Annotated in this window: 17 protein-coding genes and 2 pseudogenes; 7 read left to right on the top strand and 12 right to left on the bottom strand. The window is 63.4% G+C overall.

Going from position 1 to position 20810, the window contains the following annotated elements; all coding sequences use genetic code 11:
* Window positions 1-64: 64 nt before the first annotated feature.
* Window positions 65-820 (top strand): annotated as a pseudogene (locus P1U48_RS12645) (MFS transporter); the annotation flags it as partial.
* 119 nt (window positions 821-939) lie between these two features.
* Here the strand turns inward: P1U48_RS12645 and P1U48_RS12640 are convergent.
* The 4 genes and pseudogenes from P1U48_RS12640 to P1U48_RS12625 form a co-directional block, all read right to left on the bottom strand.
* A pseudogene (locus tag P1U48_RS12640) lies at window positions 940-1376 on the bottom strand (CaiB/BaiF CoA-transferase family protein).
* Window positions 1276-1650 carry an enoyl-CoA hydratase-related protein gene (locus tag P1U48_RS12635; RefSeq protein WP_301069388.1) on the bottom strand — a complete coding sequence of 125 codons (375 nt, stop codon included), beginning with the start codon at window positions 1648-1650 and terminating at the stop codon, window positions 1276-1278. The pseudogene P1U48_RS12640 and the gene P1U48_RS12635 overlap by 101 nt, the downstream one beginning before the upstream one ends.
* Window positions 1651-1713: 63 nt before the next feature.
* The gene (locus P1U48_RS12630; RefSeq protein ID WP_301069386.1) at window positions 1714-2850 is read right to left on the bottom strand and encodes an acyl-CoA dehydrogenase family protein; all 1137 of its coding nucleotides are present in this window, start codon (window positions 2848-2850) and stop codon (window positions 1714-1716) included.
* A complete protein-coding gene (locus P1U48_RS12625; protein ID WP_301069385.1) occupies window positions 2851-3855 on the bottom strand; it encodes an acyl-CoA dehydrogenase family protein in 1005 nt (334 codons plus the stop codon).
* 205 nt (window positions 3856-4060) lie between these two features.
* On the opposite strand from P1U48_RS12625, the gene P1U48_RS12620 reads away from it, so the two are divergent.
* Window positions 4061-5017, top strand: coding sequence for an IclR family transcriptional regulator C-terminal domain-containing protein (locus P1U48_RS12620; RefSeq protein ID WP_301069383.1), 957 nt, complete (start codon window positions 4061-4063; stop codon window positions 5015-5017).
* 17 nt (window positions 5018-5034) lie between these two features.
* Here the strand turns inward: P1U48_RS12620 and P1U48_RS12615 are convergent, their stop codons facing one another.
* Window positions 5035-6300, bottom strand: coding sequence for a glycerate kinase (locus tag P1U48_RS12615; RefSeq protein ID WP_301069381.1), 1266 nt, complete (start codon window positions 6298-6300; stop codon window positions 5035-5037).
* A gap of 127 nt (window positions 6301-6427) precedes the next feature.
* On the opposite strand from P1U48_RS12615, the gene P1U48_RS12610 reads away from it, so the two are divergent.
* Window positions 6428-7807: an aminotransferase class III-fold pyridoxal phosphate-dependent enzyme gene (locus P1U48_RS12610; protein ID WP_301069380.1), complete on the top strand. Its 1380-nt coding sequence runs from the start codon at window positions 6428-6430 to the stop codon at window positions 7805-7807.
* Between the two features lie 4 nt (window positions 7808-7811).
* On the top strand, window positions 7812-9158 hold the full coding sequence (locus P1U48_RS12605) for a CoA transferase (RefSeq protein WP_301069378.1): 1347 nt from the start codon (window positions 7812-7814) through the stop codon (window positions 9156-9158).
* 368 nt (window positions 9159-9526) lie between these two features.
* On the opposite strand, the gene P1U48_RS12600 is transcribed toward P1U48_RS12605, so the two are convergent.
* The 6 genes from P1U48_RS12600 to P1U48_RS12575 all read right to left on the bottom strand — a co-directional run bounded on the left by P1U48_RS12600 (window position 9527) and on the right by P1U48_RS12575 (window position 16296).
* Complete coding sequence (locus tag P1U48_RS12600) at window positions 9527-10168, bottom strand: DUF1523 family protein (RefSeq protein WP_301069376.1); 642 nt, start codon at window positions 10166-10168, stop codon at window positions 9527-9529.
* Between the two features lie 10 nt (window positions 10169-10178).
* A complete protein-coding gene (locus tag P1U48_RS12595; RefSeq protein ID WP_301069374.1) occupies window positions 10179-10445 on the bottom strand; it encodes a hypothetical protein in 267 nt (88 codons plus the stop codon).
* A 4-nt stretch (window positions 10446-10449) separates the two neighbouring features.
* A complete protein-coding gene (locus P1U48_RS12590) occupies window positions 10450-11820 on the bottom strand; it encodes a DUF6638 family protein (RefSeq protein WP_301069372.1) in 1371 nt (456 codons plus the stop codon).
* Window positions 11821-11929: 109 nt separating this feature from the next.
* Entirely contained in the window at window positions 11930-13867 is a 1938-nt protein-coding gene (locus P1U48_RS12585) for an ATP-binding protein (protein ID WP_301069370.1), read from the bottom strand.
* A gap of 163 nt (window positions 13868-14030) precedes the next feature.
* Window positions 14031-15152 (bottom strand): hypothetical protein, encoded by a 1122-nt coding sequence (locus P1U48_RS12580; protein WP_301069369.1) that lies wholly within the window; start codon window positions 15150-15152, stop codon window positions 14031-14033.
* Window positions 15153-15219: 67 nt separating this feature from the next.
* The gene (locus P1U48_RS12575) at window positions 15220-16296 is read right to left on the bottom strand and encodes a hypothetical protein (RefSeq protein WP_301069368.1); all 1077 of its coding nucleotides are present in this window, start codon (window positions 16294-16296) and stop codon (window positions 15220-15222) included.
* Between the two features lie 179 nt (window positions 16297-16475).
* On the opposite strand from P1U48_RS12575, the gene P1U48_RS12570 reads away from it, so the two are divergent.
* The 3 genes from P1U48_RS12570 to P1U48_RS12560 all read left to right on the top strand — a co-directional run bounded on the left by P1U48_RS12570 (window position 16476) and on the right by P1U48_RS12560 (window position 19780).
* The gene (locus tag P1U48_RS12570) at window positions 16476-17030 is read left to right on the top strand and encodes a hypothetical protein (protein ID WP_301069366.1); all 555 of its coding nucleotides are present in this window, start codon (window positions 16476-16478) and stop codon (window positions 17028-17030) included.
* A 91-nt stretch (window positions 17031-17121) separates the two neighbouring features.
* Window positions 17122-18132: a P1 family peptidase gene (locus P1U48_RS12565; RefSeq protein ID WP_301069364.1), complete on the top strand. Its 1011-nt coding sequence runs from the start codon at window positions 17122-17124 to the stop codon at window positions 18130-18132.
* 169 nt (window positions 18133-18301) lie between these two features.
* Complete coding sequence (locus tag P1U48_RS12560) at window positions 18302-19780, top strand: NAD-dependent succinate-semialdehyde dehydrogenase (protein ID WP_301069363.1); 1479 nt, start codon at window positions 18302-18304, stop codon at window positions 19778-19780.
* A 58-nt stretch (window positions 19781-19838) separates the two neighbouring features.
* Here P1U48_RS12560 and P1U48_RS12555 read toward each other — a convergent pair whose 3' ends face one another.
* Complete coding sequence (locus P1U48_RS12555) at window positions 19839-20807, bottom strand: OmpA family protein (protein WP_301069362.1); 969 nt, start codon at window positions 20805-20807, stop codon at window positions 19839-19841.
* Window positions 20808-20810: the final 3 nt, after the last annotated feature.

Genomic DNA, 20810 nt, shown 5'->3' with positions numbered 1-20810 from the left:
AAATGGCCGCGTAAGTTCTACGAAGGCACCCCGCTAAAAATGGGGGGATTACCATTTCGGCTGGCGCGAAACATACATAATCCTCTTTTGGTGCGTCGCGGCTCTGGTGCCTGTCTTGTTGTTGCTGCCCTGGCGTGTCATCGCCCGAGGTGCCCAGGGCAATCCGCGTGTCCGGATAAAATCGGTGGATGGTACTCCGCCTGAATCGGAGTGGACCGTTCGAAATGCAATCGGAACGCTGGAATTCTGGCTGCTGGTGCAGGCGTTCTTCTTTACCGCCATGGCCGCCTATCTCACGACGGTACAGACCATCGCTTTTCTGATCGACCGTGGGTATCCGGCGCTGGAAGCCGCTTTCGCCTTTGGGGTTGCGGGGATGCTGTCGATTTTTGGAGTGCTTCTGTCGGGTTGGGCCAGTCAGAAGTTTGGCATCATGCGCAGCACAATGGTATCCTATGCCGGAACGCTGATCGGCATTGTTGCGCTGTTTGCCTTTTCAATCTGGCCGCACGGCGTTTTGGTTCTGATCTTCGTGCTGAGCTTTGGGACAAGTCAAGGTGCGCGCGGGCCAGTGATTTCGTCGCTCAATGCCCGCATCTTTGCACATGGTCGTGTCAGTTCGATCTACGGGCTGATCTTCATGTTGATGTCCTTTGGTGCCGCGACCGGGTCTTGGCTCTCGGGCCGACTCTATGAGTGGACCAACGATTACTCCGCGGCTTTCGTAGTGGCGGCGCTTGCCATTCTCCTGGCGGGCGCGCCATTTGTCTTTACCCGGCGGCTCACCCACGCGACTGAGATGCCACCACCCGTGATTTGAGGCAAAAAAATTCGCCGCCGGAGTTATCCGACGGCGTCTCTTTTGGTATGAACGTGTCTTACTCGGCCCGCAGCGCCATGGCTTCTTCCATCATGATGCGGGCGTCTTCGCCGTTTTCCTCAACGAAAGCATCCCAGACCGGCTTGGCCTTGGCACGCCAGGCGGGCATAGGGTCCGGTCTGGCCGAAGCCAGTCACGGTGCAATAGACCAGCCGCGGGTTGATTGCGCGTAGGCTGTCATAATCCAGCCCATAGCGCGCCAAACCACCGGTCTTGAAATTCTCCACCAGCACATCGGACTCAGCGGCGAGCTGCCGCACAAGTGCGGCGGCTTCGGGGTTGGATATGTCGATGGCAATCGACTGCTTGTTACGGTTGCAGGCCGAGAAGTTCTGCCCCTCGATCTCGGTCGAAGGGGGCCCCAGCTGCGGGTCTCGTCGCCCGACCCCGGGCGTTCAACCTTGATTACTTCTGCGCCCAGGATTTGCGCGGTCCATGGCCCCGCAAGTACCCGAGACAGATCGAGCACTCCAACCCCCTCCAGCGCCCCGGTCATGACGTCGATTTCTCAAGTCTGGCGCGCATCGACGCGAGGGATGAAGCGTAACTTCGGTCTCATGCGCAAGAGCCTGCAAGGCCGACGACAATTCCAACGTAACCGAGAGAGCCCGGTTGTAGGCTTGGCGCAGCAGGCGGCGGGTCATGCGGACCGCATGGCGCGGATTGGCCGCGATCCGCCCGGCAACGGCGCGGGCGGCCTCCATCAGGTCCTTATCCGGCACAACCCGGCTGACCAACCCATAGTCCTTTGCGGTTTCGGCGTCGATCATATCCCCGGTCAGCGTCATCGTTACGCTCTGTCGTTACGCGGGTCATGGCCTCTTTTCTTTCTGTCACCGCAAACCAAGGCCACGGGCAATGATGCCGCGCAGGATCTCGCGAGCTCCTCCTCGAAGTGAAAAACTGGGGGCGGCTAACAGGATGCGCTGGAACACCGCCGCATATTCGGGGTCTGCTGCATCATCGCGCAGCACACGGCGGGCAATTTCCGGCACGTCCTGTTCGAATAATGCGCCCAGATCCTTGACGATGGCAGCGGCGAGAACAGGCTGTTCCCCGCGCGCCAGACGCCCGGCGACCGACAGCGACATCTGCCGCAGCACCATCAGCCGGGCGATCATGCGACCCAGATCGGTGGTTTCACTGCCTGCTGATACGCGTTTGAGGCAGCGCAGCAATTCCTCTATCAGCACGTAGGAGGACAAGAACCGATCCGGTCCGCTGCGTTCAAAGGCCAGTTCCGAAATGACCTGCGCCCAGCCGTCACCTTCTTTGCCCAGCAGTGCATTCGACGGCAGAGCAACGTTGTCAAAAGAGACCTCGTTGAAATGATGTTCACCTGCGATATCGAGAACCGGGCTGACAGTGATGCCGGGCAGGCTCATGTCCACCAGGACCTGGCTGAACCCGCCATGCCGGTCGTCGGATTTACTGGTGCGGCAAAAGACGACCATGTAGTGCGCCTTGTGCCCGTAGGTCGTCCACAGCTTGGTGCCGTTCAGGACATAACCATCGGCCGTTTTTTCGGCCTTGGTCTGCACGGAAGCAAGATCCGATCCGCAGTTGGCTTCGCTCATGCCGATGCCAAAGAAACAAGTTCCCGCGGCGATGCGCGGCAGAATGGTCTTGCGTTGTTCCTCGGTGCCGTGGCGCAAAATCAGCGGTGCGCTTTGACGATCCGCGATCCAGTGGGCCGCTACGGGCGCCCCCGCTGCAAGCAGTTCTTCAACGACGATGTGTCGGTCCACCGCATTGCGGCCATGGCCGCCGTAGGCCTTGGGCAACGTCATGCCCAGCCAGCCGCGCTGGCCCAGTGCGGCGCTGAAATCCGCATCAAAACCGATCCACGAGCGGGCGCGTTCACGGGCAGGAAGATCGGCAAGAGCATCAGCCAGAAAAGTCCGCAGCTCTTCCCTCAGCGCTATCTGCGCGGGGGTTGTTGTCTCAAGCGGAAAAGTTGGAAGTGTCATCTACGTCGCCTCTCTCAGATCACAGGCGGTCAACGCAGGCCACAAATGCCCGCCACTCTGCAGCGACACTGCCCAGTCCGCCAAATGCTTGGCCCAATGTGCCTCGCTGCCGTCTTCGTCGCGCCAGGACCATAGGCGGCAGGTCAGCCGATGGAGCGGATATTCCTCGCTGAACCCGATTGCGCCGTGAACCTGATGGGAGATCGACGACACCGTCGTTGCAGCCTCTGCCGCGCGAACCTTGGCGGCCGCGGCCGAAAGCACGAAAGGGTCCGACTGTTCCAGCGCCCTATCAAATGCGGCCACGGCCATGTCGGCGGCAACTGCGGCGGCACAGCCTTGTGTTGCAAGAACGGCCAGTTGGTGCTGGATGGCTTGGTGCTTGGACAGCGGTCGACCGAATTGTTCGCGCTCGTTGCAGTAGTTTATGCACATAGCCGCAACCGCATCTGTCGTGCCCGCGATTTGAACTGCCCTCAGCATCGCCATTGCCGCGCGCAGGACGACCGGCGCACATGCGATGTGGGCGTCCGGCTTTGCCTGCGCGGCCAGGGTCAGGGTATCGCGCGCCTCGCCCGCATAGTTGAGGGCAGGCTGCCAGTCCTCGGCGCGAGGGTGCAGGACAGATACCGCCAGCCCCGCGTCGGTTTCGCAAAGCTGTACCACTGTTTTTAGGAACCGACCGAACGGAACCGCCGCCTTGCCGTCCCAGGCAAGCGCCGCCGGCCCCTCGATGGGGTCCAGGTCAGCCGCGCCCAGCACCCAGTTGGCCAGCAGTGTTTCGCCCAGTGGCAAGGCCACCCCATGCGCGGCCGCAACCCGCACCGGCGCAAAGGCCTCGCGGGCTGATAAGCCGTATCCGCCCCGATCCTCGCTTAGCAGGGCCAACGGAAAACCTGCTTCTTCCACCGCTGCCCAAAGAGCGGGGTCGAAATCCTTGCCGCCCCGGTCAGAGAAGAGCTTCTCTGCCGATTCAATGACCATGGAATAGGTCGAATCATCCATTTTGCGCCCTCAGCCTTGTTTCAGACATGTCTGCTCCCGTCTCCTCGCGCCCTGTCTTTTCACTCTGTAAAACGGTACTTCATTTTGGCAATACCACATGCATTGCAGGATGCAACGGGTTCACTGCGCTGCTCGCCAAACGGGTAATCCCGCTGGTGAGAAGAGCGCGAGCGGAAGAATTTCCTTTGGAGTCAGCTTCGCTGGTATGGGTATCATGCGCGGGGCGCGACCCCTCTCGTTTGACAATGCGATCTGGTTATTGATGCTGGTAACGTTCTCTATTTACATGCCAAAACGTATTTTTTGGGCCTGTTCGCGATCTGCACAAGCGCCGGTTCGGGAAATGACAGTGAAGGGGATAGCCGGAATGGCCTACAAACCAGTGATCGCAGCCCTACGGGTGCTCGACGTTCTGGCTGCGGTCAACAAAACGACCGGAGATGCCACGGTGGGCAAAATCCACCGGCTAACCGGACTGGACAAGGCTACCATCGTGCGGATGCTATACACGCTGAACCATGCCGGATACATCGTGCGCGACAACAACAGCCAGACCTACCGCGTGACCGGCAAGACCTTGCAGCTCAGCGTCGGTTACAACCGGCATCAAACCATCGGTGCAATCGTGTCAGAGGATTTGACTCAGTTTCGCCAAAGCATCGGCTGGCCCTCGGATGTGTCGATCTTCGACGAGGAGGCGATGCTGGTCATTGAGACATCCCGCGAGGCCGAACCGATGCGGTTCTTCCGCAAACCGGGATACCGGGCACCAATGCTCTATACCAGCCTTGGCCGGGCCTACCTTGCCTTTTGCCCGGAAGAGGAACGGCAGGCTTTCTTACAGCGCGCGCAGGAGAACCCCGCGCCGGAATTTGCCCTGTCGCGTGAACCAGACGCCTTGAAGGCTCTGCTCGAAACCGTACGGGCACAAGGCTATGCGACCATGGATGAAAGCTATTCACGCGAATACTATGAGTCTCAGTTCTTCAGTATCGGTGTTCCCATCCGCAGCCAATGGCGGGTGTTTGGCGCCATGAATATCATCTATCTGCGCCACACTATGAGCCCCGATGAGGCCCGAGATCAGTTTCTTGGCGCGTTGACCGATGTCGCCGATAGGTTAGCTGCGAAGCTCGAAGCGCATTCAGGTGACATCAACTGATTGGGAGTGACCAGGGCCTATTTCACCCAGATCGCCCGAAAATCGTTCACATTGGTGCCTGTTGGGCCGGGGCTGAACAGCGCGTCTATCGCGGCAAAGGCGCCCCAGGCATCATTCCGCGCCAGTGCCTCGGCGGGATCGACGCCCGCCGCGCGCATCGCCGCGGCAGTCTCGCCATCGGCAAAGGCCCCGGCATTGGATTCCGACCCGTCGATGCCATCGGTGTCGGCGGCGATGGCGGCAATGCCGTCGCAGCCCTCGATGGCGATGGCAAAGGCCAGCAGGAATTCGCTGTTGCGTCCGCCGCGGCCACCATCGCCATGCAGGGTGACGGTGGTTTCCCCCCCCGACAGGATCAACACCGGTGGCACAAACGGGCGTCGTTGTTCGGCGGCCTGACGGGCAATGGCGGCGTGCATCTTGGCGACTTCGCGGGCCTCGCCCTCGATCGCGTCGGACAGGATCACCGCGTTCAGCCCGTCGGCCTGCGCCAGCGCAGCCGCCGCCTCAAGCGATTGACTGGCCGAGGCGATGACGGTGGCGCGGTTGCCCTGTAGGCGGGGGTCGTCCGGAGTCGGCGCATCCTCGGCGGCGCTGGTCAGGTGCAGCAGGATCGAATCCGGCAGGGTCAGGCGATGCGCCCGGATCGCGGCCATGGCAGCGGCGCGGTCTGACATACTGGCAACGGTCGGGCCCGAGGCGACCTCGGCCGGGGCGTCGCCGGGCACGTCTGAGACCACCAGGGTAACCACCTGCGCCGGATGGGCGGCCAGTGCCAGCCGGCCGCCCTTGACCTGGCTGACCTGTTTGCGGATCGCGTTCATCGCCGAAATCGGCGCACCCGAGGCCAGCAGCGCCCGATTCATCGCCGCCTCATCGGTCAGAGACAGCCCGCGCGGCGGCGCTGCCAGCAAAGCCGATCCGCCGCCGGTGATCAATGCCACCACCAGGTCGTCCTCGGTCAGCCCGTCGAGCGCCGCGAAGACCTCTTTGGTGGCGGCCAGGCCCGCCGCGTCGGGCACCGGATGTGCAGCCTCGATCACCTTGATCGCGTGGCAGGGCGCGGCATAGCCATAGCGGGTGACCACCACGCCCTCGACCGGGCCCTCCCAGAGATCCTCGAATGCGGCGGCGAGCTGGGCCGCGCCCTTGCCCGCGCCGATCACCACGGTCCGGCCCTTGGGTCGCGGTGGCAAATGCCCGACCAGGGCGGCGCGCGGATCGGCGGCTTTGACGGCGGCGTCAAACAGGCGGGTCAGAAAGGCGCGGTCGCTGTCGGTCACTGGGATCTCCTGCCGGGAATTGTGGGCCAACCTAGGTGGTCACGCGGCCTGCGGCCAGCCCAATTGCCAAAGCCGGGCGAGGGGCCTACGCTTGTCCAATCTCGCCATTTCTGACCGGAGTTTTCCCATGGACGGCAAGTTTCAGGACAATGATATTTCCAAGGTGGTCGAAGCCGACCGCGCCCATGTCTGGCATCACCTGACCCAGCACAAGCCCTTTGAAACCGGCGAGCCGCGGGTGATCGTCGAGGGCAAGGGGATGAATGTCTGGGATCAGAATGGCACCGAATACCTTGATGCGGTGTCCGGTGGGGTCTGGACCGTCAATGTCGGCTATGGCCGCGAAAGCATCGCCAATGCGGTGCGCGATCAGCTGATCAAGCTGAATTATTTCGCCGGGTCCGGCGGCACGGTGCCGGGCGCGATGTTCGCGGAAAAGCTGATCTCGAAAATGCCGGGGATGACGCGGGTCTATTATTGCAACTCGGGGTCGGAGGCCAACGAGAAGGCGTTCAAGATGATTCGCCAGATCGCCCACAAGCGTTATGGCGGCGCCAAGCACAAGATCCTTTATCGTGAGCGCGACTACCACGGCACCACCATCGGCGCCCTGTCGGCGGGCGGGCAGGAACAGCGCAACGCCCAATACGGCCCGTTTGCGCCGGGCTTTGTCGCGGTGCCGCATTGTCTGGAATACCGCGCCCAGTGGGACGATGCCGATTATGGCCGCCGCGCCGCCGATGCGATCGAAGAGGTGATCCTGCGCGAAGGCCCGGAAACCATTGGCGGTCTCTGCCTGGAGCCGATCACCGCCGGGGGCGGGGTGATCGTGCCGCCCGAAGGCTATTGGCCCCGGGTGCAGGAGATCTGCCGCAAATACGATATCCTGCTGCATATCGATGAAGTTGTCTGTGGCATCGGGCGCACCGGCAAATGGTTCGGCTATCAGCATTACGGGATCGAGCCGGATTTCGTCACCATGGCCAAGGGGCTGGCCAGCGGCTATGCGGCGATTGCCTGCTGCGTGACCACCGAGGCGGTGTTCGAGATGTTCAAGGACGACACCGACGACCCGATGAATTATTTCCGCGATATCAGTACCTTTGGCGGCTGCACCGCCGGACCGGCGGCGGCGCTGGAAAACCTGCGGATCATCGAGGATGAGGGGCTGTTGGAAAATTGCCAGGCGATGGGCGCCCGGTTGATGGACAACCTGCGCGCCCTGCAGGAAAAACATGCGGTGATCGGCGAGGTGCGTGGCATGGGTCTGTTCTGCGGCGCCGAACTGGTCGCGGATCGTGAGACCAGGCAGCCGGTTGATGAGACGCTGGCGCAAAAGGTCGTGGCCGAATGCGGGGCGGAACGGGTGATCATCGGGGTCACCAACCGGTCGATCCCGGGGTTCAACAACACGCTGACCTTCAGCCCGGCACTGATCGCCCGACCGCAGGATATCGACCGGATCACCGAGGCGGTGGATGTGGCGCTGACCCGCGTGTTCGGCTGAGCCGATGCAGGAGATCAGCGATGCTCTGAGCCTTTCTGGTGCCGCCAGCCGGATGACCGGATCCGGTCTGCTGCCGTCGCGCTATGCGGTCACCGACCTGCTGGCCAGCTCGGTTGGCGCGGTTGGCGAGGCGCTGGTGGCGCTGATGGCCGACAGCGGGCTGGTTGCGGCGGCGCCGATGGTGAGCGTGGATCGGCGTCTGGCCTCGCTCTGGGCCGGGCAGTCGATTGTGCCGCTGGGCTGGGAGATGCCGCCGGTCTGGGATGCGATTGCCGGGCTCTATCAAACCCGCGATGGCTGGATCCGGCTGCACACCAATCTGCCCCACCACCGGGCGGCGGCGCTCAGCGTGTTGTCGGTCGCCGCTGAACGCGAGGCGGTGGCGGCGGCGGTGCGTGGCTGGGACAAGGATGCGCTGGAAACCGCGATTGTCGACGCGGGCGGGGTGGCGGCGGCGATGCGCAGCCGGGCGGAATGGCGGGCGCATCCGAATGGTGCGGCGGTCGGGGCCGAGCCTTTGGTCGCCTTCGATCAACCCGCCGCCAGTGTTGCGCCGCGCTGGGCCGGACGACCGGATCGGCCCCTGGCCGGGCTCAAGGTGCTTGATCTGACGCGGGTGCTGGCCGGGCCGGTGTCGACCCGCACCCTGGCCGGGTTCGGGGCGCAGGTTCTGCGTATCGACCCACCGGGCTGGGACGAGGCGAATGTGGTGCCCGACATCACCCTCGGCAAGCGCTGCGCGATGCTGGATCTGCGCGATGCCAGCGACCGGGCGCGTTTCGAAACCCTGCTGCGCGGTGCCGATCTGCTGGTGCATGGCTATCGCCCGGCGGCGCTGGCCGCGCTTGGCTATGCGCCCAAGGCGTTGCAGGCGCTGCGCCCGGGCCTGATCGAGGTGACGCTGGATGCCTATGGCTGGACCGGGCCCTGGGCCGGACGGCGCGGCTTTGACAGCCTGGTGCAGATGTCCTGCGGCATTGCCGACGCCGGGATGAACTGGGCCGCTGCGGACCAGCCGACACCGCTACCGGTGCAGGCGCTGGACCACGCCACCGGCTATCTGATGGCCGCCGCGGCGCTGGTGCTGTTGCGTCGCGCGGTGGCCGGCGAAGGCGCCGGGCGGGCGCGATTGTCATTGGCGCGGACGGCGGAATTGCTCTGCGCGCATCGGCAGATGGCGTCGGGCCATCTGGGATTGGCTCATCTCGAGGGGGATCATCAGGCGGCAGAGGAACAGACCCCCTGGGGTCCGGCCCGGCGCCTGCGTCCGGCACTGGATGTCGCCGGGGTGCCAATGCGCTGGGATCTGCCGGCTGCGGATCTGGGCACTGCCGACCCGGTATGGGTCTGACCCCGCACAATAGAATTCCGTAACGAAAGCAAAGGCCGGACCCCGAGAGGCCCAGCCTTTGTGCACCCCTGCAAAGGGGCCGGATCAGCCTACCAGGTGCGCGTCGATCATCGCGGGCAGATCCGCCTGGCTAACGAATAGGAAGTCGAGCGGGCTGAATTCGCCCGCGTCGAGGGGGACGCCGCTCTGGCGCAGAGGGTTCGAAATGGACCAGATAAATCAAGCTGAAGCCCCACAGCCGAAGAGGGGTTGACCCTGCGTCAATCCTTGATGATTTTCAGGGCGAGGACCAGTTCCGTTGTGGAAACGGATCGTTTCCAATTGCGAACCAATTGCCAAAGTCGCTGCCGGACGACCGGCTGGCGGGTCTATTTGCGCCAGCTGCCCAGCCAGCGCGACAGGCGCCCGCGTTTTTCCGACAGGTTGTCGCCCGCGGCGTCCCAGCTGTCACCGACATCCTCGACCAGCGGGTCGATGCGGCGGCGCTTGAACCGCAGCCAGCGCACCCGGATTGCCCAGAACAGCGCGGCGAGAATGGTCAACAAGATGATGTTGATCCAGGGGATGATCCGCACATCCGGCCCGGCCACCTCTTTTACCCCGACCGCGTTGGGAAAGATCGACATGAATTCATTGCGCCAGCCGTAATGGGTGACCGAGACCCATTTCGGGGTCTCCGGCGTGGATTTCAGATCCGCCGCCTCGGCCTGCAGGTTCGAGGTGTCGAACTTGAAATAGGGCGGCCAGCCCCAGCCGGTGTCCTCGTTGCGGTAGACCATGACCTTGCCATTGGCCTTGCGCGCCTGGATGAAGAACACATCGCGGTTCTGCAGGGTCTCGTTGGTGCCGACATCCGGGCGCGACCAGAACAGCCAATTGTCGCCCGGGTCGATGCGCTTTTCATAGGTGTCGGTGATCCGCGCAATGTCGTGTTGCGGCAGGGTGTAGTGGAAAAACGCAAAGAAAAGCAGCCAGAACAGCCCCCAGAACGCCCATTTTACATACCGCATCGCGATCCCCTTACTGATAATTTACGACATAGATGATCCCGCCGACGGCGACCAGAGGCACGATATAAACCAGCAGGATCAGCTTGCGCCGGAAACTGTCGTCATAATCCTCAAGTCCCTGGTGGATATAGGTTTCCAAATCGCCTTTGCCACCCTCGTCATGCCAACGCTGGCGCAGCTTGCCGCGCCGGACCTGCCGCGACCAGACCGACAGCGCGAGATAGACGATCGACAGCACGACAAAGCCGATAACCAGCACCGGGATGAATCCGAACATGTCCTTACCTCCGTTTCGGCACCGCGCCCCAGGGGCCAACCCGGGCGATCAGATCGTCGCGCGGATTGGAAACCGGTGGCGGCGGCGGGGTCGCGGGTTCTTCCATAGGGGCGTCATGGCCAAACAATGCGGCCCGTGCACCGGCCTTGTCCACCGCGTATTCGCGGGCCAGGAAATCGGCGACATAGCCCTTCTTGGTGTCCGACCAGGTGGCATAGGCGGCATAGAACAATTCCTTGTGGCAGATGAACAACTGCCGGACGTCCTTGGGGCTGAGTTGCGCCAGCAGCGCGTTCACCAGATCGGCATCGGGCACATCGGCGGCGCGTAGCGTATAGAAATAGGCCGGATCCTCGGATGAGATACGGGGCCATTTGCTGCCGTCCTCGGCCCAGGCGACCAGATGTCTGAGGGCGTGGTATTCCGACGGCAGGTCATCGGCATGGCGCCGGGCCAGCGCCCGGATATCGCGCCGGGTGGCGCCGACCAGGTCGAGCCCGGCCTCCTGCGCCGCGTCGACGACGATGAAATCCATCTTTTGCCGCAGGATCGCGGCCCCGTCGATGCCGCGTGCCTTGACCACCGGTTCGACCAGATCGTTGAATTCGAGGAATTTGGCGATCTGGTTGCGGTCGCCGAGGTCAAAGACATGTTTGATGCCGCGCCCCTTGAACTCTGACTTGTCGCCACCGGTGATGATCGCCGGATGATCCATATGGCGAAACACATAGGTGCCGCCGAAATGCGCCGTCCAGAAATTCTCTTGCTTGAATTCCATCTGTTTCAGCCGCACCGGATTTCGGGTCACGTCGCCGGTGCGTTTGGCGATGGTGATCATCTCGGCGATCAGCACATCGTCGAACCAGGCATCGTCCTCTTGCAGGAACCGGTCGGTCAGGCGGCCCAGCTTTTCGGCCTCGCGCACCGCGCCTCCGGTGGTGTCGGCCTCGATCGTCAGGCTGCGGATGTCCAGCAGCCGGGCCGGGTCAGAGACCGAAAACACCGAATTGACCAATTCGCCAGCGACCGCGTCGCGGGTGATCAGGGCAAAGAGTTGGCCCTCGTTCTCTTCGATGAACTGACGCAGGATGCCGCGCGAGGTGCTGAATTTGGCATTCAGCAGCGGCGCGGTTTTCTGGTCGGTGGTCAGCAGGATGAACTGCCGGTTGCAGCCGTTTTCATTGAGATAGAGGTCATCGCCCAGCTCATCGCCGATTTCGGGCGAATACCCCGAGATGTCGATGTGAAAATCGCTGAGCGCGGTGCGCTTGCCGGTCAGATGCTCCAGCGCCCGATTGTAGCGCTCGACCAGCGCCGGGGCGGCGACCGGGATCAGATTGCCGAACATCAGGCCGCGTTGGATGAGGCGTTTCATATCGCACCTTTCGACTGAGGCTGTTGCGCTGACAGAGGCCGGTGCCCGGCGGGGCGGCCGGGCGCTGGCCAGGACGATGTCCCGGCCCGGGCTGTGGGCGTTGTCCCACTCACCCCTTGCCCTCCAGATAGCGTCGCTTGGCGGCCTCCTGGCGGCCAAAGTCGCGCACCATCGCCTCGATCGCCGCCTCGTTGGATTTGTCGGCATAGCGGAATTCGCTGTCGGCGTAGCGGTTGATCTCCTGGATCACCATGTCCACCGTGATCGGCTGGCGCAGTTCCTCGATCATCGCTTTCTTGGTGTCGTAATCCTTGAACAGGAACAGATCCGGCTGTTCCATCCATTCGTCCGGCAGTTCGAAATCCATCGCCCGGACCTTGACCGCGTCGGTGATGTTCTTGATCGCCCGCCCGGTAAAGCGTTCATCCGCCTCCTGGATCGCCTTGAGGTAGCTGCCCAGCTTGGCAATCGTGTTCAGCTCTCCGATCTGGTCATGGACCCGGTCAAAGACCTGGATCAACCCGGCCTCATGCGGGCGGCCATGGCCCTCGAAACTCGCCGCCACCGCGCGCTTGATCTCCTGTGCCGAGAACAGCTGATGATCGCCCAGCGGGATCGTGTGGTTCTTGCCCATCAGCAGCGCCAGGATGTCGATGTAATCGTCCCGGGTCTTCGGCCCGTCGACCAGGAACCGCGCCCCGGCGCGCTGGCGCAGGGCGTCGTCGACATTTTCGGGATAATTCGAGAACATGCCAAAGGTGCAATTGCCGCGCACCACGGTATTGGCCCCGGCAAAGCTTTCCATCAGCACCGCGGTGATTTCCAACTGCCCGGCGCTGGATTGGCGGTCGCCACGCTTGCCCGCCAGCTGGTCGATGTCGTCGATGGTGCCAAAGCCGATGACCTGGGGGTCGATGATCGAATCGATAAAGGCCTTGGCGTTCTGGCCGGACTTGCCCTGATAGCTGTCGATGTTGTCGGTGCTCAGGTTCTGATAGCGAAAGGCATAGTCGGCGGCCTGGCAATAGTCATTGATCAGCCCGGCCATCATCTGAATCAGGGTGGTCTTGCCGGTGCCCGGCATGCCGTCGCCCATGAAGGTGAAGATGAACCCGCCAAGTTCGGCAAAGGGGTTCAGCCGCCGGTCGAAATCATAGGCCATCAACATCTTGGACAGCTTCATCGCCTGGTATTTGGCAATGTGGTTGCCGACCACCTCGTTCGGCTTTTTGAAGGTCATGGTCAGGGTGCTGCCCCGGGCCTTATGCGCCGGTTCAAAGCCGCGAATGGCGAAATCGTCGGCCTCGACCTTCCAGGCGGCGTTGCGGAACGGGTCGAGCCGGGGCGCGGTGCTGGCGCGCAGGGCAACCTTGTCCATCAGCGCCTCGGCAAAGGCGGTGACGGTGGCGACCATGCGCGGTTCGCCGTGGCCCTGTGCGGCGATGTCCTGATCAAGCTCCCAAAGCGCGCCATGCAGGGCCAGCTGGTTGTTGTCGGTCAGCATCTCTTCGATATCGCCGAGTTCGACCGTGATCTCGCCGACATGCGGGGCCAGAAGAAAGGCGGTGGCATTGGCAAAGACATGCAGGGTGACCAGCGCCTCGGCGGCCAGAAGCTCGGAAAATTCGGTCTTGCGGTTGGCGGGCAGGGCGTTTTCCAGGTTCAACCGCTTGAGATCGGCCAGCCCGGTCTGTTCGCCATAGGTTTCGGCCAGGGCCAGCGCGATGGCCAGTGCCCGGCGCAGCCCGGCGGTGACCGCCGCCTGGCGCGGCGAGACCAGCGGATCCTCACCGTCGCTGGCCGCGATCCGGTCGATCAGCCGCACCCCTTCGGGGCGTTCGATCCGCCGGGTCACCAGCCCCGGGGTGGTGGAGCGGAACCGCCGCCTTGTGCCGATGCCGGGTGAGCGTTCCTCGGTCGCCGCAGGACTCGCGGCCCGGCCGATCCGCGGGGCGTGATCAAAGCCGTCGAGCAGGGCAAAGGCGGCATCGTAATGCTTGCGGATGTCCTCTTCGCGCAGTTCCATCTGGTCCGAGGTCAGGCTCATCGCGTTTCTCTCCGCTTCCTCTGGTCACAAATATCCCCGCCGGAGGCTTTAAATCCATAACCCGCCCATCCCGGCCCACGCGCCCGGCGGGGCGGATGCGCAAGGGATGCCAGAGCAAGCTCCGGCAGGCCTCCGGCGGGAATATTTTGGGCAAGATGAAGTCTCATCGGTAGCTCAAGACCTTACCATCCCCGGCGACCACGAATTTGCGCACGCTGGAGAAGCCGGCGGGCTGGTTTTCGGCCAGCACCTGGTAGGGGCGGGTGGGCAGGATGATCGCCCGCTCCATGGTGGTGGCGCCGGTGTCGGCGCCGCGGCCGGAGAACGGGTCGAGCGCAAAGACCTCGCGCTCGACGCTGGAAAACCAGCCTGCGCGTTCGGTCTTGACCCGTTCGGAATGCAGATCCTCCTGGGTCCAGGCCAGCGCCCAATCTTCGCCCTCCGGCGCTGCGGCATCGGCGAGCACATCGCGGATCGGGCCGGTCTGGCGGGTGAAGGCATGCGAATACATCGGGCCGATGTGAAAGCGGCGCAGGCGTTTGGGATGCAGATCGTCGAAATCTTCGTCAAAGCCACGGGCGATGGTCAGCAGCTTCAGCCCGCCCAGCGATTGCGCGATCAGATGCGCCTGCGCCTCGGGCCAGCGGCGTTCGTCCTTGGGCAGGGCGGTGCGGCCGGTGTCCTCGACCTCCATCAGATAGATCACCGGCAGGTTGATCTGGCTGTCATAGACCGACCAATGCAGCAGATAGCGGCGGCGGTCGTCAAAGCCGGCCAGCCAATGCGCCTCGGGGTCGTTGCGTGGCCAGAACAGCGAGCCGCGCAGCAATTCCTGGTAATAGAGCCGCTGCGACAGGGCGAACTGCAGCTTTGTCGGGATTTCGGTGTCGCGGATGATCTTGCTCAGCATCTGCTTTTTCAGCTCGTCGGCGCTGGGCATGTCGCGCAGGTGGCGTTCGGCCTGATGCGCGTCATTGGCCATCACCAGCAGCTCCTGCGCCGCCGGAAAGCCGCTTTCGTGATCGTCGATGGTGAGCGAGCCAAAGAACCGACCGGTGTCGCGCCCGGCCAGCAGGTATTTCATGCTGAGCGCGCGAAAGCTGTAGGTCAGCGCGGAGACATGACGGGCGATGATCTGGGTTTCATGGCTGGCGAACGTGCCTTCGGCCTCCATCACCGCGGCGACGCGGGGCAGGTGGCCGGTGATCCGCTCGAATTTGCGGAAATAGCGGCGCGAGGCCCAGGTGTCGGTGATCCCGACGTGGTCACTGGCGGCTTCAGCCATGCGGAACGGTCATTTCTGCAATCATCATTTCTGGCGCGTTTCTGGACTGGTGCATTTTCTGGCGACTTCAGGCGCCGTAGAGATTCTTGTCGTGCTTTTCGACGATCTGCTGGAACCGGCGGGCAAAGCGTTCGTCGGCCTTGGCCTTTTCCTCGAGCACCTTGCGGGCAAAGACCATATGGCCTTCATGCGCCTCCAGCATATCCGCCATCTTGGCGTTGGTGGCGGCGCCGATCTGCGCCATCGCCTGCTGCGCCTGCTTGTCGGTTTCGGTGCCGATCTCGTTGATCTTGTGCGCGACGTCCTGCTGCTGCGCGGTCTTCAGCGATTTGGTCAGCGCGTCATAGAGCACCACCCGTTGCTTGGTGTCGGTCTGCAGCTTGTTGATCAGAACCATCTGCGTCGCCGCCTGGTTCTGCAGGCTGTCGACCCAGGTCTTGCCTTTTTCGATATAGCGTTCCAGCGTCTGGCTTTTTGCCACCTTGACCTGCTCGTCCTGGACCAGCGCGTTGTAGCGCTTGTTCGCCTCGGCCAGTTCGGTTTCCAGCTTGGTGCGGGCGGCGGCGTCTTGTTCGACCGAGATCTTGTTTTCCAGCTCGATGATCTTGGGATCCATCGCCAGGATCTCGGCGCGCACGCTTTCCAGCTCTCCCACCGTGGCTTCGCGGTCTTCCAGGGTTTCACTCAGGTTGGTTTCAACCTGGGCCTTCTGGGTGTTCAGCACATTCAACTGGCCCTGCAGCAGGGAGGTGATCACGTCGGATTTGCCGATCAGGTCCTGCAGCTTGTCGTCGATGCTGGCGCTGCGCATCCGCTCCTCCCGCATCGAATCGGCCTTGTGCTTGGAAAAGAAGCTGACAAAGCTCTCCCAGCCGGTTTTCGAGCGCATCTCGTCGAAATCCTTGGAAAACGCGGCGGTGACATCGTCCAGCCCCATGATCAGTTCGGCGATATTGGCGTTCATCACATCGGCATGGGCATGCACGTCGTCGAGCGAGGCGTTCTCGATGTCGATCATCGCGTCGTCGCCCGATTTCATTTTCTGGCGGGCGGTTTCGATCCGGCTGGTCAGCTCCGCGATCTTGGCCTGCGCGGTGGCAACCTGTTCCTGGCTTTCGCGGACCTGAGCGTCGAAATCGGCCATCTGTCTCTCCGTATTGCAAATGCTGATATCTATATTGGCATGATTTACGCAGATTTCACCGGCGCGTCACCGGAAATCGGGGTCAGGATGTCCTGACTTGATCCGTGCGGCACCCGCCTGCATTTTGAAGGGGCATTGATGCGGGCCGCCCGGTGCGGTTCTGAAACGGGAGAATTCAGATGAAAAATTTGGTTGCGGCGACCGCTATGGTTTTGGCCGGTCTGTCCCCGGTGTCGGCGGACGAGGTGGCGGATACGCTGCAAAGCGCGCTGAACGCCTATAATGACGGCGATTTGCAATATGCTCTGGAAGAGCTGGAATATGCCAAGCAGCAGATGTTGGCGATGAAGACCAATGCCCTGGGAGCGTTCCTGCCCGAGGCGCCCGAGGGCTGGACCCGTGAAATCAACAACGAGATGAACGCGGCGCTGGGCATGATGGGCGGCGGTGTCGGCGCCGAAGCGGAATATTCCGGGCCGGGCAAGAAGTTCAAGATCACCATTCTGGCCGACAATCCGATGGTCGCGGCGATGGGCGCGATGATCAACAATGCCAATGCCATGGGCGCCAAGATCGAGCGCGTTGGGCGCGAGAAGTTCATGGTCAAGGACGACACCGCCCAGGGGATGATCGACAACCGGATTCTGGTGAAGGCCGAGAAGGGCGAAATGGACCAGATGCTGGCGGTTCTCGGCACCATGGATTTTCGCGGTCTGGGCCGGTTCGGCGACTGACCGCTGGGGCCGTTCTGACGCGCCGAGCCGTCCGCTTTTCATTGTGCCCGGCCATGGATACCGTGGCGGGACAATTGAGGAGGCGTGCCGTATGGCTGAATTTCTGTCGCCAGGGGCGGCCAATCTGATCACCGATGTCGCCGGGCTGCGAGTCGGCAATGCCGCGGATTCCACGCTGCGCTCGGGGGTGACGGTGCTGACCGGCGATGCGCCGTTCACCGCCGGGGTGCATGTGATGGGCGGCGCGCCCGGCACAAGAGAGACCGACCTGCTGGCGCCGGACAAGACGGTCGAGACGGTGGATGCGCTGGTGCTGTCGGGCGGGTCGGCCTTTGGCCTCGATGCCGCCTCGGGGGTGATGGACCGGCTGCGCGCCCTGGGGCGCGGCTATGCCGCCGGGGCGCATCGGGTGCCGATCGTGCCTGCGGCGATCCTGTTCGATCTGGCCAATGGCGGCGCCAAGGATTGGCTGGACAATCCCTATGCCGGGCTGGGCCGGACGGCCTTTGACGCAGCGGCGGCGGAGTTTGCGCTGGGCACCGAGGGTGCCGGCAGCGGCGCGATGACGGCGGGATTCAAGGGCGGGCTCGGCTCGGCCTCGATCGTGTTGCCCTCCGGCCATGTCGTCGGGGCGCTGGTGGCGGTGAATGCGATTGGCAGCGCTGTGGTCGATGGCGGGCCGCATTTCTGGGCGGCACCGTTCGAGCTGAACCATGAGTTCGGCGGATTGGGGGGGGCGCAAAGCTGGCCCGACCCGCATTGGCCGGTGACCAAGGCCAATGCCGCGCGCAACACCACCATCGGCATCGTCGCCACCGACGCGGCGCTGAGCCAGGCGCAATGCACCAGGCTGGCGGTGGCGGCGCATGACGGCTTTGCCCGGGCGCTGGTGCCCTCGCATACGCCACATGACGGCGATCTGATCTTTGCCGCCGCCACCGGGGCCAAGGTGATGGACCTGCCAGCGATGGACACGTTGATGCTGGGCCATGCGGCGGCGATCTGCATGGCGCGGGCGGTGGCGCGCGGGGTCTATGCGGCGCGCTCGGAGCCTGGCGATGTGTTTCCAGCCTGGTCTGCGCGGTTCGGTGCAGGCGGGTAGCGTCGAGGGGGGCTGTCGGCCCCCCGCTCGAGCAGGCCCGAGCCCCCCCCCGAGAATATTTCTGGCAAGATGAAGCGGGGGCGGTTGCGGTGGCCCGACGCGCCGGGTTCTGGACAAATGCGGCCTCAGGTGGAAAGGCTAGGGCAGCATTATCGCAGGAGGAGCCGTCATGGTGCACCAGGCAACTGATCTGAAATCGCTGTTGAAAGACCCGACCCTGCTGGTCGAAGCCGCCTATCTGGCAGGTGACTGGGTGGCCGGGGACGAGGGCACATTCGAGGTGACCAACCCGGCGCGCGGCGATGTGATCGCCAGGGTCGCTGACCTGAGCCGGGCGCAGATCGCCCAGGCCATCGATGCAGCCCATCTGGCGCAAAAGGACTGGGCGGCGATGACCGGCAAGGAGCGGGCGGTGATCCTGCGTCGCTGGTATGACCTGATGATGGAGAACCAGGACGATCTGGGCACCATCCTGACCGCCGAACAGGGCAAGCCGCTGGCCGAGGCCAAGGGCGAGATCGCCTATGGTGCCTCGTTCATCGAATTCTTTGCCGAAGAAGCCAAACGGGTGTACGGCGAGACCATCCCCGGCCATCAGCGCGACAAGCGGATCATGGTGCTGAAGCAGCCGATTGGCGTCGCGGCCTCGATCACGCCGTGGAATTTTCCGAATGCGATGATCACCCGCAAGGCCGGCCCGGCACTGGCGGCGGGGTGTGCTTTTGTCGCGCGTCCGGCGCGGGAAACGCCGCTGTCGGCGCTGGTGCTGGGTGTGCTGGCGGAACGGGCCGGGATCCCCAAGGGGGTGCTGTCCATCGTCACCTCGTCGCGCTCTTCCGAGGCGGGCAAGGAATTCTGTGAGAATCCCAAGGTGCGCAAGCTGACCTTCACCGGCTCGACCGAAGTCGGGCGGATCCTGCTGAAGCAGGCCGCCGATCAGGTGATGAAATGTTCGATGGAGCTGGGCGGCAATGCGCCGTTCATCGTGTTTGACGATGCCGATCTGGATGCCGCCGTCGAGGGCGCGATCATGTGCAAGTTCCGCAACAATGGCCAGACCTGCGTCTGTGCTAACCGGATCTATGTCCAGGCCGGGGTCTATGATGACTTTGCCAAACGTCTGACCAAAAGGGTCAGCCAGATGCAGGTCGGCGACGGGCTGACGGCGGGGACCGATCTGGGGCCGCTGATCAATGCGGACGCGATCATCAAGGTGCAAGAGCATCTGGCGGATGCGCAATCCAAGGGCGCGACGATGATCTATGGGGATGGCAAACCGGCGCAGGGGCCGGGCAATTTCCTGCCGCCGACCATTGTCACCGGGGTGACCCAGGATATGCAGGTGGCGCGTGACGAAACCTTTGGGCCGCTGGCGCCGCTGTTCAAGTTCGACACGGTGGACGATGTCATCGCGATGGCCAATGACACGATCTTTGGTCTGGCGTCCTATTTCTATGCCAAGGATCTGAGCCGGGTCTACAAGGTCGCCGAGGCGCTGGAATGCGGCATCGTCGGGGTCAACACCGGCATCATCTCGACCGAGGTGGCGCCGTTCGGCGGGGTCAAGCAATCGGGGCTGGGCCGCGAGGGCAGCCATCACGGCATCGAGGATTATCTGGAGATGAAATACGTCTGCCTGTCGGTCTGACCGGAGTCACCGAATTGCGAACGCCCGGCCCTAACCGGCCGGGCGTTTTGCGTTGCGGTCAATCGCTGGTCAGCAGCACCGCCTCGACCCGGCGATTGCGGTCGCGCCCCTCGGCGGTCAGATTGCTGGCGATCGGGGCGAGATAGCCCATGCCTTCAGCATCGAGCTGGCCACGGGCGACGCCGTAGCGATCGACCAGCCGGTCGAGCACCGATTGGGCGCGGCGACGGGACAGGGCGATATTGCCCTCGAGCGAGCCCTTGGTGTCGGTATGGCCGACCAGGGCAACCCGACGGTCGGGATGGGCGATCAGATAGGCGGCAAGGCTTTGCAGGCTGTCATAGGCGTGATCAGACAGTTCGGCCGAGCCGGTGACAAATTCCAGATCGGCCAGCGCCGCGTGGCCATTGCGCTCCAATTGCTCAGCCAGCGGCGCGGCGGCATCGGCAGGGCTTCGATCGGGATCGGGCGCCGGTTGCCCAGAGGACGCATCTGCGCGTGGCGGGTTCAGCCCGGGGCTGCCCTCGGGGGTGATCAGCACGATCTGGACATAGCCCAGGGCCCCGGCGCGGCTGGCCAGGATCATCACATGATCGACGCCGTCGGCGCCATCGCGTCGGGCGCTGAACACCCGATAGTCGAACAGATCGACATACATCGCGGGCGCGGCGAGCACATCGAGCGCATAGCGGAAATCAAAGCCGCCACAGGCGCGGTCAACGCATTCGAACAGCGGGTCGAACCCGGCGCTGGCGAATTGCGCCTTGAGCGGCGCCAGCAATTGCTGGGTGGTCATCCTCTGACCGGGGATTTGCCAGGCCAGGCGGCTGACCTGGCCATTGACTTCGAGCACCGGCAGGCGGCCCTCGGCAAACGGGCCGATGGGCAGCGCAAAGGTGTCGGGCGCGGTCACGATCTCGGCGGTTGACCGGGCGGTGGTGGGCAGCGCCAGGTCAATCGCCTGCGCCGCTGCCGGTTGCGGCAGCAGCACCGCCGTCACCAGAGTAGAGCCCACCAACAGTCGCATCGC

It is taken from the genome of Pseudooceanicola sp., assembly GCF_029213205.1.
Taxonomy (GTDB): Bacteria; Pseudomonadota; Alphaproteobacteria; order Rhodobacterales; family Rhodobacteraceae; genus Pseudooceanicola.
The sequence above is the reverse complement of the archived record's forward strand: the minus strand, read 5'-3'. Positions and strand labels throughout refer to the sequence as shown.